Below are 12662 nucleotides of genomic sequence, written 5' to 3'. Positions count from 1 at the left end.
TGTTTGCGAAGCTTTGTCATCGTGTCGGCTTCGACCGCTTCACGCTCGGTGGCTTTAATCTTGTCGGTCTTAGTGAGGACAATGCGATAACTAATCGCCGCACTGTCGAGCATTTTCATAATTTCATGGTCGACTTCCTTGATACCGTGGCGGCTGTCGATCAGGACGAAGACGCGCTTGAGCACGGCGCGACCTCGCAGATAGTCGTTAATCAGATAACGCCATTGCTGCACGGTTTTTACAGGCGCCTTGGCATAACCATAGCCCGGCATATCGACGATACGGAACAACGCAGGATCGCCGACGTCGAAGAAGTTCAATTCCTGCGTCCGGCCCGGTGTGTTTGACGCACGGGCGAGGTTGTTTCGGTTCACCAGCGCGTTAATCAGGCTCGACTTGCCGACATTTGATCGTCCCGCGAAGGCAATTTCCGGAACCGACGGGTCGGGTAGAAATTCCAGCTTCGGGGCCGATTTCAAAAAGGTCACCGGGCCCGAGAATATTTTTGAAGTCATGTCGTTCATGTCAAAAACCGCCACCCCGAACCAACAGACCTTCACCCTGAACAAACAAACCGTCACCCTGAACTCGTTTCAGGGTCTTACTTAAGCGGCCAAAAGCAAGATGCTGACACATGTTCAGCATGACGGTTTTTCGGACGACCGGGATTGTCACGTCGCCCCCTTCGCCTTCTCCCGCGCTTTTTCTTCGGCTTCTTTTGCCATCTGCTCCTTCAGGATCGGATGCCGGGAATAGAGCCATTTCTGTTGCGCGATCGAAATCAGGTTAGACATCACCCAATAGAGTTGAAGCCCGGCCGCGAATGGAGCCATAATGAACATCAGGAACCACGGCATGATGGCAAAGACCTGCTTCTGCACCTCGTCCATCGGCTGTGGATTGAGTTTCTGCATCAGCCACATTGTCACGCCAAGCAGTATCGGCAAAACGCCAATCGCAAGGAATGTCGGCGGGTCAAAGGGTATCAGGCCGAACAGGTTGACCGGAGTCAATGGATCGGGCGCCGACAAATCCTTGAGCCAAAGCGCAAAGGGTTGGTGACGCATTTCGATGCTCAGCATCAAAATTTTGTAGAGCGCAAAGAAGATTGGAATCTGCAAAATGATCGGCAGGCAACCGGCAAGCGGATTGACCTTTTCATCCTTGTACAGCTTCATCATTTCTTGTTGCAGGCGAGGTTTGTCGTCCTTCCACCGTTCCTGCAACGCCTTCATTTTGGGCTGAACGGCGCGCATTTGGGCCATCGAAGCAAATTGCCGCTGCGCCACGGGGAACATGAACAAGCGGACGATAACGGTCAGGCCAATGATCGCGACGCCGAAATTGCCGAATACACCGAACAACCAGTGTAAAATCCAGAAGAACGGTATGGCGATAAACCAGAACCAGCCCCAATCGATCGCATAATCCAGCAATGGTATGCCCTGTTTGTTGGCATACATATCCAATGTCTCGACCTCTTTGGCGCCTGCAAACAAGCGCGACGTCTGGGATATGGTTGCGCCAGGTGCGACTTTGCTTTGGTTCGCATTCACCATTTGCGTCCAGTAATAGCCATCCGCAGTCTTGAACGAAGCGTTGGTTTTTACCTTTTGATCGGGGACCAATGCGGTCAGCCAGTACATTTCGGTCACGCCCATCCAGCCGCCCGTAGTGCTGTAATCCAGTTCGCTTTTAGGCGCGTCGATCACTTCATCATAGTTGATGTTCACAATTTTACCGTCAAACACGCCCATCGGTCCGACATGGATGTTCCATGTGTCCGGATCGGGTGATTTGCCATTGCGGCTTAACAGCCCGAAAGGAGCGACTTCTGCCTCAACGGTCGCACCATTGGTGAACCGTTGTTCCGCGGCTATCATGTAATATTTGTCGACCGAAAGGATGATTTCAAACTTTTGAAGTTCGGGGTTGATCCAGCTTAATGTCACCGGGGTCTCTGGCGTCAGCTTGTCACCGCTGGGCGTCCAGACGCTTTTGTCATCAGGTGCCGTAATGCCTTTTCCGACCCAGCCGAAGCGGGCAAAATGCGCTTTTGATGTGCCCGATGGAGCGAACAGGCGAACAGGCGGCGAATTTTTGGGTAGTGCCGTGCGATGTGCCAGCAATAGCAGATCGTCGATCCGCGCACCTTCAAGGTTTACAGAGCCTTTAAGCTTCGGCGTCTCGATCAGGATACGTGCAGTGCCCTTGAGTGCGTCACCCAAAGGAATATTTTTTGCAGCGGCGGCCGATGTTATGGCTGCACCCGATGTTGCCGAACCACTAGGCGTGTCGGTCTTCGCACCTTCGGTCGTGACCGGTGCGGTTTCCGCCGTTGGAATGGCCGACGGGAAAAAAGTGCTGGCAACATAAGGCCAGCCGAACAGGATAAGGCCTGTCAGCAATATAGCAATTATCAGGTTACGTTTATCGTCCACGTTCAACTTTCCCCGTTATTCAATCTTTTGGGATGTTTATGGAACGGGATCATGCCCGTGTCCGCCCCAAGGTTGGCAGCGCAATAGCCGTTTGATGGCCAGCCAGCCACCCTTAATTGCGCCATATTTCTGAAGCGCTGTAATCGCATAAGCCGAACAGCTCGGGCTATAACGACATGTCGGCGGCAAGATGCGCGATGGGCCAATCTGCCAACCGCGCGCGATCAATATCAGGATGCGCGCGATCATTGGCAGAGCTTTTCCAAGGCCTTGGCCATATCCGCGCGCAATGCGCCAAAATCCCGTTCAATCCCGCCATCGCGTCCAATCAGGATATGGTCGGCTCCTGCTTTACCCTTATCGGTCAGCATTTCCTGTGCGAGCGCGCGAAAGCGGCGGCGCATCCGGTTGCGGACAACGGCATTTCCCACCTTTTTGGTGATGGTAATGCCAAGCCGAATGTCGGGTCGCTCGTCTTGCCGGTCCTTTACCAGCAAAACAAAACCGGGAGTTGCGTAACGCTTCCCCCGGTTGGCGGCCAGAAAATCCGACCGTTTTTTGATGACGCTATAACCGCGCATATCGCGGCCTGCCGTCGTCTGGATCAGGCCGACAGCTTCTTGCGGCCACGCGCACGGCGTGCGTTCAGGATGTTGCGGCCAGCGGCGGTCGACATGCGCAGGCGAAAACCGTGGCGACGGGCACGCACGAGATTGCTCGGCTGGAAAGTGCGCTTCATGACTGTAATCCTTAGTTTTTTAGTCGGTATGAAATGAAAAGGGTCGCCGAATCTGTCCAGCGACCGCCTTTGTTGCCGTGGCCATTATGCTTCTACCGGAAAAAAGTCAACACAGTCACAGACTAATCCCGACATCATCACGCCGGAACAGGTACAAAATGTCACGCATGATATTCGGAAAAGGCGGTCGTCCGGTTACTTTACTGCGTCGCAGTGCCCAATCTGCCCAACGGCCATATTCGGGGTGGCGTTTCGAAAATCTCGAATATTGCTTCTTGGCCCACAATGAATGTTTGAGGATAACGCCCAAGCCGATGATAAACAGCGCAAGACCGCCGGGGCCGGGTAACCAGCTTATAAGAGGTGCCGCGACAATCAATATCCAACCCAAAATGACCATCGCCCATCTGTAAGCAGATGAATCCGTCCAGCTTTTCCTTTTTGCGTCGGGCATGGGCATGATGTGGGTTAGCCACAGAGCTGTTACAAGCTCATGTCGATTTTTGCATATTTCGTGATCTGGGAAATGAAATTTACAATACTGTAATCAATTTCGTACCAAATGCGGATATCTTGCCGCAAACCCCTTTCAACAGCCTGCGAAAACCGTCATACAGGACAGAATATGACCACTGCTCTCCCCCACCTGCACCATATCGGTGTTTTGCCCGATGACATTGATTTCATGGGCCACGTAAATAACGCCCGATATTTGAATTGGGTACAGGATGCGGTGTTGGCGCATTGGAACAAATTGGCTCCGCCCGAAACCGCCACCAAATATTTGTGGGTCGCGCTTAAGCACGAGATTACGTATCGCAAGCCCGCGTTCCTCGATGATGATGTCATCGCTACCGTTGTCCTTGAAAAAGTGCAGGGTGCCCGTTCCTTTTACGACACGGTCATCAAGCGCGGTGAGGAAGTGTTGGCCGAGGTAAAGTCGAGCTGGTGCTGCATCGATGCCGAAACCCTGCGTCCTGCCCGGATTGCTGCGGAAATTCAGGAATATTTCTTTCGCAAGGATTGAGGTGTTGGGGACAGTCCCTAAAGGGACAGTCCCCGATTTACGCCACCGTTAAATTATAACGGGGACTGTCCCTTTAGGGACTGTCCCTATCAAACCATCAGAAAATCGGATCGTTAGCCCCGCCATCATCCAGCGTCGACACGTCGCTGTGAATGCCGCATTCGACCTTGTCCCAGCCTTTCCACCGCCCCGACCGGGGATCTTCGCCCTGTGCGACCTTGGTGGTGCAGGGCGAGCAGCCGATGGAGGGATAGCCTTGTTCCACCAGCGGATGCGGCGGAAGATTGTGGTCGGCCATATAGGCGTCCAGCCGGGTCTTGTCCCAATCGGCCAGCGGATTGACCTTCAGGCGGCCTTCTTCAATCTCGAAGCGCGGCAGTGCCTTGCGGGTCGATGATTGAAAAGCTTTCCGGCCTGTAAATTGTGCGTCAAATCCAGCGAGAGCCTTTTTCAGCGGCAATATTTTGCGGATTTCGCAGCAACCGTCCGGATCATATGACCAGCGCAGGCCTGTGCCGTCTTTTTCCGCAAGCAAGGCGGGATCGGGCGTCAGGTTACGCAAGTCGGTAAATCCGATCAGATCCCGCAATTCTTCGCGGTAGCTGATGGTTTCGGGAAAATGCTTACCGGTATCAAGGAACAGGACCGGCACAGTCGGGTCAATGCTGGCGATCAGGTGCAGCAATACGGCACTTTCGGCGCCGAAACTCGACACGATCGCCGCATCGCCCAGCATATTTTCTTTCAGAAGAACGGTCAGCATCTCTACCGTATCGCGGCCCCGGAACATATTGTTGAGGCGAACGGCATCCGCCTCTGTGTAACGGGGGCTTGTGTCGATACGGTCGATCGCTCTGTTCCCCTCCCGCTTGCGGGAGGGGTTAGGGGAGGGTGAGTGCGACCGAGAGGGAAGTGGCCCTCCCCCGGCCCCTCCCGCAAGCGGGAGGGGGGTGAGCTGGGACTCACCCATGGCGCAATTTCCAAACAGGCACAGCCGCGTCGGCCGCTTTCTGGTAAAATTGGTCATAGGTTGAGAGCGCGCGTTCCACTGCGTCCGGGTTTAGCGAACCTTCCGGTGCAAAGCTGTCAAAACCGCAGCGGCGCATGAAAGCGATCTGGTCGACCAGAACGTCGCCTTGCGCGCGCAATTCGCCGGTATAACCTGCCTCGCGCAATATGCGGGCCGAGCTGTAGCCCCGTCCGTCGCGGAATTTCGGGAAGGCGACTTCGATTAACGTGAGCCGGTCCAGAAATGGGATCAGCTTGCGTGCATCGTCATCGGGTTCCAGCCGCACTGCCGTGGCGTTCGATTGGTCCAGAAAGGCATCGAGTGTGACCGAAGGCTGTTCGGTGACTTCATCTTCACGATAGCGGAACTCAACCATAGATCGCCTCCTTGAACGGGTCCATGCCAACGCGGCGGTAGGTGTCGACAAAGCGCTCGTCGCCTTCGCGCAGTTCGCGGTATTTTTCGACGGCCTTTTCGACCGCATCGACAATGCCGTCCTCGTCAAAGCCGGGGCCGGTGATCTTGCCGATCGACACATCTTCGGCGCCCGAACCACCCAGCGTCAGCTGGTAGTTTTCGACGCCTTTCTTATCGACGCCCAAAATGCCGATATGGCCGGCATGGTGGTGGCCGCAGGCGTTGATGCATCCCGAGATTTTGAGCTTCAACTCGCCTACGTCGCGCTGCCGTTCGGCATCTGCGAAACGGGTGGCGATCTTCTGGGCGATGGGGATGGAACGCGCGTTGGCGAGGCTGCAATAATCAAGGCCGGGGCAGGCGATGATATCGCTGATGAGGTCGAGATTGGCATTGGCCAGATCGGCTTCGCGCAGCGCCTGCCAAACCGTATAGAGGTCGCGCTTGGCGACGTGGGGCAGCACGATGTTCTGCGCGTGGGTGACGCGCAGTTCGTCAAAGCTGTACTTCTCGGCAAGGTCCGCCATCACATCTATCTGTGCAGAGGACGCATCGCCGGGGATGCCGCCAATGGGTTTCAGGCTGATATTGACGATGGCGTAACCGGCTTGCTTGTGCGGCTTCACATTCTGGTCGAGCCAGACAGCGAAATCGGGATCGCTACGGTCGGGTTCGGCATCGGCTGCATCGAACGCGGGGGCAGCGAAAAAGGCGCTGATCCGTTCCAGTTCGGCCAGAGGCGGATCGATGCCAAGCGTTTTGACATGGGCAAATTCTTCGGTAACCTGACGGCGATATTCGTCGGCACCGATTTCGTGCACGAGGATCTTGATCCGCGCCTTGTAGATATTATCGCGACGGCCATAGCGGTTATAAACGCGCAGGCAGGCCTCGATATAGCTCAGCAGGTCGTCCGCCTTGACGAAGGGATTGATCTCGGGCGCGATCATCGGCGTCCGGCCCATGCCGCCACCCACGAACACACGGGCACCCAGTTCGCCATCCTGCTTCACCAGTTCCAACCCGATGTCGTGCAGACGCATCGCGGCGCGGTCTTCGGGCGATGCAATCACTGCGATCTTGAACTTGCGGGGCAGATAGCTGAACTCGGGATGGAAGGTCGACCATTGGCGCAGCAATTCGGCCCAAGGACGCGGATCGGCGACTTCGTCTGCTGCGGCGCCTGCATATTGGTCCGAACTGATGTTGCGGATGCAATTGCCGCTGGTCTGGATGGCGTGCATTTCGACGCTCGCCAATTCTTCCAGCAGGTCGGCGCATTCTTCCAGCTTGATCCAGTTATACTGGATGTTCTGGCGGGTCGTGAAATGGCCGTAATCCCGGTCATATTTGCGCGCGATATGCGCTAGCATCCGCATCTGGCGGCTGTCGAGCGTGCCATAGGGAATCGCAACGCGCAGCATATAGGCGTGCAGTTGCAGATAAAGGCCGTTCATCAGCCGCAGGGGCTTGAACTGGTCTTCTGTGATTTCACCCGCCATGCGGCGGTTCACCTGATCGCGAAACTCGGCCACGCGGGCGTCGACGATGGTTTGGTCGTAATTGTCATATTTATACATATCAAATGATCCAATCGCCCGCGGCCGGGTCGGCGGGTTTGAGGGTGAGGTCAGGGCGGACCGTGGGGCCGAGCGCGCGGACGCGGTCCTTGATGTGTGCGGGGCGTGGGCCTTCGGCCGTGGCTATCGCGTCGATGATATAGGGTGCGTTCACCCGCCTGGCGCCTTCTTCGGCGTGCAGGATGGATTCGCCGCTTTCACCGACGTCGACGGCATCTTCGACATGGATTGACCAGCCGCTGCCGGTCCACCAGGTGACGGCACCTGATCCCAATTCATTTCCGGTCAGTAATTTCACGCCAGTGCCTCCGCCTGTTGAGCAATATGGATGAGCCGGTCTTCGGCATCGGATTTCAGGACGACATCGCCCACGACGATGATCGCCGGTGAGGCGACCTTTTCGCGCGCAATCATATCGCCCAGATCGGTCAGGATGGTCCGCACCGCCCGCGAATTGGGCCGCGTGACGCGTTCGAGCACAGCGACGGGCGTGTCGGGTGACAGGCCGTCCGAAATCAGCTTTTCGGTAATGTCCGCAGCGGTCGCGATGCCCATATAGATGACAAGCGTGCGGCCCTTGCCAGCAAGTCCCGCCCAATTCTGGTCGGTCAGGCCCTTGCACTGTCCAGCCACGAAGGTGACCGCGCTTGATGCGTCGCGGTGGGTGAGGGGCATCATCGATGCGGCGGCACCGCCCATTGCGGCGGAAATGCCGGGGACCACGTCCACCTCAATTCCGGCCTCGCGGCAGGCTTCGGCCTCTTCGCCGCCCCGCCCGAATATGAAGGGATCGCCACCTTTAAGCCGGACAACCATATGCCCCGCCTGTGCCTCGCGCACCAATATGGCGTTGATACCGTCCTGCGGCACCGTGTGCTTGGACCGGCTTTTTGCGACGGAAATCAGCCGCGCAGCCGGATTGATCATCGCCATGATTGCGTCATCGACGAGGCCATCGTGCACGACGACATCCGCCGTCGCAATCAGGCGCGCCGCCTTGAGTGTCAGCAATTCCGGGTCACCGGGGCCTGCACCGACCAGATAGACATGAGCTTTTTCCATTCTCGCAACATGGCATTCGGTTATGACAGCTTCAAATCAGGATATATTGGCTTTGCCCTAGCAGAACTTTATCGCTCGCAACCGCACGCTAGATAGAGCAACCAACTTTTCTTCACGCCGTCACCCTGAACTCGTTTCAGGGTCCATTTGTCAGTTCATTCCCGAACAATTGGGGCCAAGCAACACAGTGACGCACGGTTGCTTTTTCTTTTGCCTTTCATTCGCCCAAAGGCGCTGCTTCTTCGTCATTCATTCCGATACCGATCATTGCCTTGGGCACTTCATTTTCGGAGGACACAACGGGATAAGCGCAATAGTCTGCGGCGTAATAGGCGCTTGGGCGATGGTTGCCGGACAGGCCGATGCCGCCAAAGGGGGCGGCTGAAGACGCGCCGTTTGTGGGGGCGTTCCAGTTGACGATGCCGGCGCGGCTGTTGGCCCAGAATTCGTCATATTGCTGGGCGGTTCCGCCGACGAGTGAGGCGGACAGTCCAAACCGGGTGTTGTTTGCTTCGGCGATTGCGGCCCCAAAATCGGCCACACGGATGATCTGCAATAATGGACCGAAAAGCTCTATGTCGGGACGGTCCTGCATTTCGGTGACATCAATCATACCCGGGGTCAAAAATGGCCTGCCCAGAACAGGAACCCGCATATGTTTGATCGGACGTCCTCCCCGGCTCATCAATGCCAGAAAGCTCTCGATCAGATTGTCACATACATCATTGTCAATGACCGGCCCCATGAAAGGCGGCGGTTCGCCATGTGGTTCGCCAATGATAAGCCGGTCCGCAATTTTCTTTACCTCGCCAACCAGCAGATCATAAATATCGTCCTTCACAATCAGACGGCGGGCGGCGGTACATCTTTGTCCTGCGCTTAAAAATGCTGACTGCACGACCAACACGGCTGCGCTGTGAATATCGCGGGTGTCCCACACAATAATCGGATTATTTCCACCCATTTCAAGCGCGAGTATCTTGTCCGGGCGATGGGCGAATTGGCGATTCAGCGCAATGCCCGTCTGGGCGGAACCGGTAAATAACAATCCATCGATATCAGGATGCGCCGACAGGGATTTACCGGTTTCGGGGCCACCGTGCACGACACGCACGACATTATCCGGAATTCCCGCTTTATGATAATAATCAACCAGCATCTGGCCCGAAGCCGGGGTTTTTTCCGACGGTTTGAAAACAATGGCGTTACCGGCAATCAGGGCCGGAATGATATGTCCGTTCGAAAGATGTGCCGGAAAATTATACGGCCCCAACACTGCCAGCACCCCGTGCGGTTTGTGGCGCAATGCGCTTCGGGTTCCCGCCTTGCCATCCAGACGGCGTTGCGCCGTCCGGTCGGCATAGGCCCTGATCGAAATATCGACCTTGTTGACCACCGATTCTACTTCGGTTCGCGCTTCCCACAAAGGTTTGCCGGTTTCACGCGCAATCACGTCTGCAAAAAGTTCCAGATCGACGCGCACCCGATTTGCAAATCCGCGAACACGTTCAATGCGTTCGGACAAAGACGCTGCGGCCCAATTTGGCCAGCCCGATCTCGCCCTTGCAACTTCGGCATCGACATCACTCGTCTGCCCGCGCCAAAGTTCGGCGCCTGTCGCGGGTTCGAAAGATATCAGTTCGGACACTTTACGCCTTTTGTGTTTTGGTTAATTCCAGTTCACCATAACGTGAATGCAAATATTTTATATCAGGTAAATCAAATCTGTAAAATTCAACCCTGTGAATGCGCTTGCCCCATGATCCGGATCGATTCCACTTTTTGGTGCAACGGCTGCCAATCATCACGCTCGGATATCGCGGCCCATATTTGTTCGACTTCGCCAATCAACATGGAACAGGGCATCGACGCCGACCAATAGGGATGACCGGCATCGCCCAGCGGCGGGTATTCTGCGTGCAATTTTTCAAATTCCGCATTGTGTTCGGTTGCTTGGTAAATGCGCCCAATTTTGCCTCCGCGATAATGATGGAAAAACACATCAATCGGAACTTTTCCCTTTACCATCGCCCTTTCGGTCGCTTCGACCAACAGGCGGTCGCGGTCGGCACCCTGCGACTGGACACCAAGCCGCCACAGAAAACGCTTTACAGTCGCATTTTGGAATAGCGACGGAAAGCGTTCAAGCGCCTCAATCAAAGGCGGCGCTTCGCATATCAGCCGCAACGATACGGCCAGCTGACCGAGATTCCAGTGCATCGCCTCGGCCTGTCGCCCGAAAGCATAAAGCCCGCTTTCGTCAAAGTAGGCAGCGGTGAAACGCGGGTCCCAAAATTCGGTGAAGCGCCAGGGGCCGTAATCGAAACTTTCGCCGGTAATGTTGATATTATCGGTGTTCAAAACGCCATGCACGAAACCGGCCACCATATAGGATGCTGCCAAGTCAGCGATGCGTTCAACCGCAAGATTCAGCAATTGGGCAGCCGGGTCTTGATCCGGCTTTGCATCGTACAAAATCGTCAGGCAATAGTGCACCAGTTGCGCCATCATATCGGCGTCGCCCTCGGCGGCGATCCGCTGGAACGTGCCGATGCGGATGTGGCTGTGGTTAAGCCGGACCAAAACCGCCGATCGCGTCGGCGAAGGTTCGTCCCCGCGCACCAGTTCTTCGCCCGTTTCAACCAGTGAAAAACTTTTGGAAGTGTTGACGCCCAATGCTTCCAGCATTTCGGTCGCCAAGATCTCGCGCACGCCGCCTTTAAGGGTTAAGCGGCCATCGCCACGGCGGCTATAAGGTGTGGTGCCCGATCCTTTTGTTCCCAAATCCAGCAACCGGTCATGGCCGTCGCGCATTTGTCCGAACAAGAATCCGCGTCCGTCACCAATATCCGGGTTATAGACGCGAAATTGATGGCCGTGATAGCGCAGCGCCAAAGGTTGGGGCAGATTATCCGGCAGAGGTTCAAATCTCCCAAAATGCCTGACCCAGTCAGAGTCGGTCAGACTGTCGAGCCCGACGGTCGCCGCCCAACGGTCATTTCGGAACCGCAATTTTGTTTCGGGAAAGTCCGCAGCTTTAACCACATCGCCAATTTTTGCACCAAGGCTGGCGATTTTCGGATCAGGGCGATAGGGGGATGTTAGAACGTTAATATGCATCGTTCCTTTTTGGGCGGGGCGTAAAGGAAAGGCAAGTATGGCGGCAGTTCGCATCCTGCATTTGCACAGCAGTTTCAATCTGGGCGGACAGGAATCGCGCACGGTGCGATTGATCAACCATTTCGGCGATCAGGCCGAACATACCATATTATCGGCTGTCCCCGATGCATTTGGCGCGGCAGACGCGATAGACAAGCGGATCAAGTTTAGCCTGCCAAAGGATGCAGCGCCATCGTTGGCCGGAATGCCCGGCATGGGCCGCTATCGCAAGCTGGCCGCTTATATGAAGCGATTCCATCTGGTGCTTAGCTATAATTGGGGGGCGATGGACGGTGTGATGGCGCGCACATTGTTGGGACAAGCCCAAGGTTTGCCGCCGCTGATCCACCATGAAGACGGTTTCAACCATGACGAAATCGAACGATTGAAGCAGCGCCGTAACTGGTTTCGAACCATAGCATTGCAGCGAGCGCACTCTCTGGTTGTGCCGTCGAAAACGCTCGAGAAAATTGCACGCACGGTCTGGTATCAGCCGCTCGACAAGATATGCCGGTTCCCCAATGGAATTGATACCGCGCATTTTAATCGTCGTCCGCAGCGCGGTTCATTTCCCGGCTTTCAAAAACGTGAGGGCGAAATTGTGGTCGGAACCATTGCGGGGCTTCGGACAGTCAAAAACCTGCCACGTCTTGTCCGTGCTGTTGCGGCGGCTGGCCCCAATATCAGGCTGGCTATTGCAGGTGAGGGACCGGAGCGGGGCGTCATTATGGCCGAGGCCGAGCGGCTGGGGATTGCCGAGCGTGTCATGATGCCGGGTTTTTTGAAGGACCCGGCGCGCTATATCCGGCTGTTCGATATATTCGCGCTCAGTTCGGATAGCGAACAATATCCGATTTCGCTGGTCGAGGCGATGACCAGCGCGTTGCCAGCTGTTTCAACCGATGTGGGCGATATCCGCAACATCGTCGCGCGGGAAAATCTGCCGTTCATCATTGCCCGTGATGATGAAGCGGCATTGGCCAATGCGATTGCGACGCTGGCTAATGATGTCGATCTGCGTCATAATATCGGCAACGCCAATCGGAAGATTGCCTGTTCACAATATGACGAGGCAACAATGTTCGCCCGATATCGGCAGCTTTATGGCTCTGCGATGAAGCGCGCCGATTTTGCGCGACAAGCTTGATAGTTTGGGATAGCGGCGAAATATTATAGTGTAGGGGAGAGCGCTTTTTGGGCGCCGTTATAATGTTTAGGGGTCGAGTTT

General features: G+C 55.7%; 16 protein-coding genes. 2 read left to right on the top strand and 14 right to left on the bottom strand.

Annotation, left to right across the window (positions count from 1 at the left end; genetic code table 11):
- The 7 genes from yihA to ACKVOS_RS06585 form a co-directional block, all read right to left on the bottom strand.
- Positions 1-515, bottom strand: a 515-nt coding sequence (gene yihA, locus ACKVOS_RS06615) for a ribosome biogenesis GTP-binding protein YihA/YsxC (RefSeq protein ID WP_409211224.1), incomplete at its 3' end; no start/stop codon positions are given.
- A 10-nt stretch (positions 516-525) separates the two neighbouring features.
- A complete protein-coding gene (locus tag ACKVOS_RS06610; RefSeq protein WP_409211223.1) occupies positions 526-675 on the bottom strand; it encodes a hypothetical protein in 150 nt (49 codons plus the stop codon).
- Positions 672-2441, bottom strand: coding sequence for a membrane protein insertase YidC (yidC, locus tag ACKVOS_RS06605; protein ID WP_409211222.1), 1770 nt, complete (start codon positions 2439-2441; stop codon positions 672-674). Before yidC ends, ACKVOS_RS06610 begins: the two co-directional genes overlap by 4 nt.
- 36 nt (positions 2442-2477) lie before the next feature.
- Positions 2478-2690, bottom strand: a complete 213-nt coding sequence (yidD, locus tag ACKVOS_RS06600; RefSeq protein WP_409211221.1) for a membrane protein insertion efficiency factor YidD — start codon at positions 2688-2690, stop codon at positions 2478-2480.
- Positions 2687-3022, bottom strand: a complete 336-nt coding sequence (gene rnpA / locus ACKVOS_RS06595; protein ID WP_409211220.1) for a ribonuclease P protein component — start codon at positions 3020-3022, stop codon at positions 2687-2689. The genes yidD and rnpA overlap by 4 nt, the downstream gene beginning before the upstream one ends.
- Before the next feature lie 23 nt (positions 3023-3045).
- Positions 3046-3180: a 50S ribosomal protein L34 gene (gene rpmH, locus ACKVOS_RS06590; protein WP_125230634.1), complete on the bottom strand. Its 135-nt coding sequence runs from the start codon at positions 3178-3180 to the stop codon at positions 3046-3048.
- Between the two features lie 115 nt (positions 3181-3295).
- Positions 3296-3634: a hypothetical protein gene (locus tag ACKVOS_RS06585; RefSeq protein ID WP_409211219.1), complete on the bottom strand. Its 339-nt coding sequence runs from the start codon at positions 3632-3634 to the stop codon at positions 3296-3298.
- 171 nt (positions 3635-3805) lie between these two features.
- On the opposite strand from ACKVOS_RS06585, the gene ACKVOS_RS06580 reads away from it, so the two are divergent.
- Positions 3806-4207, top strand: a complete 402-nt coding sequence (locus ACKVOS_RS06580; protein WP_409211218.1) for an acyl-CoA thioesterase — start codon at positions 3806-3808, stop codon at positions 4205-4207.
- 97 nt (positions 4208-4304) lie between these two features.
- Here the strand turns inward: ACKVOS_RS06580 and ACKVOS_RS06575 are convergent, their stop codons facing one another.
- The 7 genes from ACKVOS_RS06575 to ACKVOS_RS06545 all read right to left on the bottom strand — a co-directional run bounded on the left by ACKVOS_RS06575 (position 4305) and on the right by ACKVOS_RS06545 (position 11395).
- A complete protein-coding gene (locus ACKVOS_RS06575) occupies positions 4305-5057 on the bottom strand; it encodes a phosphoadenylyl-sulfate reductase (RefSeq protein ID WP_409211227.1) in 753 nt (250 codons plus the stop codon).
- Positions 5058-5169: 112 nt separating this feature from the next.
- A complete protein-coding gene (locus ACKVOS_RS06570; RefSeq protein ID WP_409211217.1) occupies positions 5170-5592 on the bottom strand; it encodes a DUF934 domain-containing protein in 423 nt (140 codons plus the stop codon).
- On the bottom strand, positions 5585-7213 hold the full coding sequence (locus ACKVOS_RS06565) for a nitrite/sulfite reductase (protein ID WP_409211216.1): 1629 nt from the start codon (positions 7211-7213) through the stop codon (positions 5585-5587). Before ACKVOS_RS06565 ends, ACKVOS_RS06570 begins: the two co-directional genes overlap by 8 nt.
- 1 nt (position 7214) lies before the next feature.
- Entirely contained in the window at positions 7215-7511 is a 297-nt protein-coding gene (locus ACKVOS_RS06560) for a DUF2849 domain-containing protein (RefSeq protein WP_409211215.1), read from the bottom strand.
- Positions 7508-8275, bottom strand: coding sequence for a uroporphyrinogen-III C-methyltransferase (cobA, locus tag ACKVOS_RS06555; protein ID WP_409211214.1), 768 nt, complete (start codon positions 8273-8275; stop codon positions 7508-7510). The genes ACKVOS_RS06560 and cobA overlap by 4 nt, the downstream gene beginning before the upstream one ends.
- Positions 8276-8492: 217 nt before the next feature.
- Complete coding sequence (gene astD / locus ACKVOS_RS06550; RefSeq protein ID WP_409211213.1) at positions 8493-9923, bottom strand: succinylglutamate-semialdehyde dehydrogenase; 1431 nt, start codon at positions 9921-9923, stop codon at positions 8493-8495.
- 86 nt (positions 9924-10009) lie between these two features.
- A complete protein-coding gene (locus ACKVOS_RS06545) occupies positions 10010-11395 on the bottom strand; it encodes a protein adenylyltransferase SelO family protein (protein ID WP_409211212.1) in 1386 nt (461 codons plus the stop codon).
- Positions 11396-11432: 37 nt separating this feature from the next.
- On the opposite strand from ACKVOS_RS06545, the gene ACKVOS_RS06540 reads away from it, so the two are divergent.
- Complete coding sequence (locus tag ACKVOS_RS06540; protein ID WP_409211211.1) at positions 11433-12581, top strand: glycosyltransferase family 4 protein; 1149 nt, start codon at positions 11433-11435, stop codon at positions 12579-12581.
- Positions 12582-12662: the final 81 nt, after the last annotated feature.

It is taken from the genome of Sphingorhabdus sp., assembly GCF_046154385.1.
In the GTDB taxonomy this organism is placed as follows: domain Bacteria; phylum Pseudomonadota; class Alphaproteobacteria; order Sphingomonadales; family Sphingomonadaceae; genus Sphingorhabdus_B.
Note: the sequence above shows the minus strand (reverse complement) of the source record. Positions and strands in the feature narration are given on the sequence as shown.

Bases quoted from the DNA above. Each gene is read 5' to 3' on its own strand.
- yidD (WP_409211221.1), bottom strand. From the start codon at position 2,690: ATGATCGCGCGCATCCTGATATTGATCGCGCGCGGTTGGCAGATTGGC.
- rnpA (WP_409211220.1), bottom strand. From the start codon at position 3,022: ATGCGCGGTTATAGCGTCATCAAAAAACGGTCGGATTTTCTGGCCGCC.
- rpmH (WP_125230634.1), bottom strand. From the start codon at position 3,180: ATGAAGCGCACTTTCCAGCCGAGCAATCTCGTGCGTGCCCGTCGCCAC.
- ACKVOS_RS06585 (WP_409211219.1), bottom strand. From the start codon at position 3,634: ATGCCCGACGCAAAAAGGAAAAGCTGGACGGATTCATCTGCTTACAGA.
- ACKVOS_RS06580 (WP_409211218.1), top strand. From the start codon at position 3,806: ATGACCACTGCTCTCCCCCACCTGCACCATATCGGTGTTTTGCCCGAT.
- ACKVOS_RS06570 (WP_409211217.1), bottom strand. From the start codon at position 5,592: ATGGTTGAGTTCCGCTATCGTGAAGATGAAGTCACCGAACAGCCTTCG.
- ACKVOS_RS06565 (WP_409211216.1), bottom strand. From the start codon at position 7,213: ATGTATAAATATGACAATTACGACCAAACCATCGTCGACGCCCGCGTG.
- cobA (WP_409211214.1), bottom strand. From the start codon at position 8,275: ATGGAAAAAGCTCATGTCTATCTGGTCGGTGCAGGCCCCGGTGACCCG.
- ACKVOS_RS06545 (WP_409211212.1), bottom strand. From the start codon at position 11,395: ATGCATATTAACGTTCTAACATCCCCCTATCGCCCTGATCCGAAAATC.
- ACKVOS_RS06540 (WP_409211211.1), top strand. From the start codon at position 11,433: ATGGCGGCAGTTCGCATCCTGCATTTGCACAGCAGTTTCAATCTGGGC.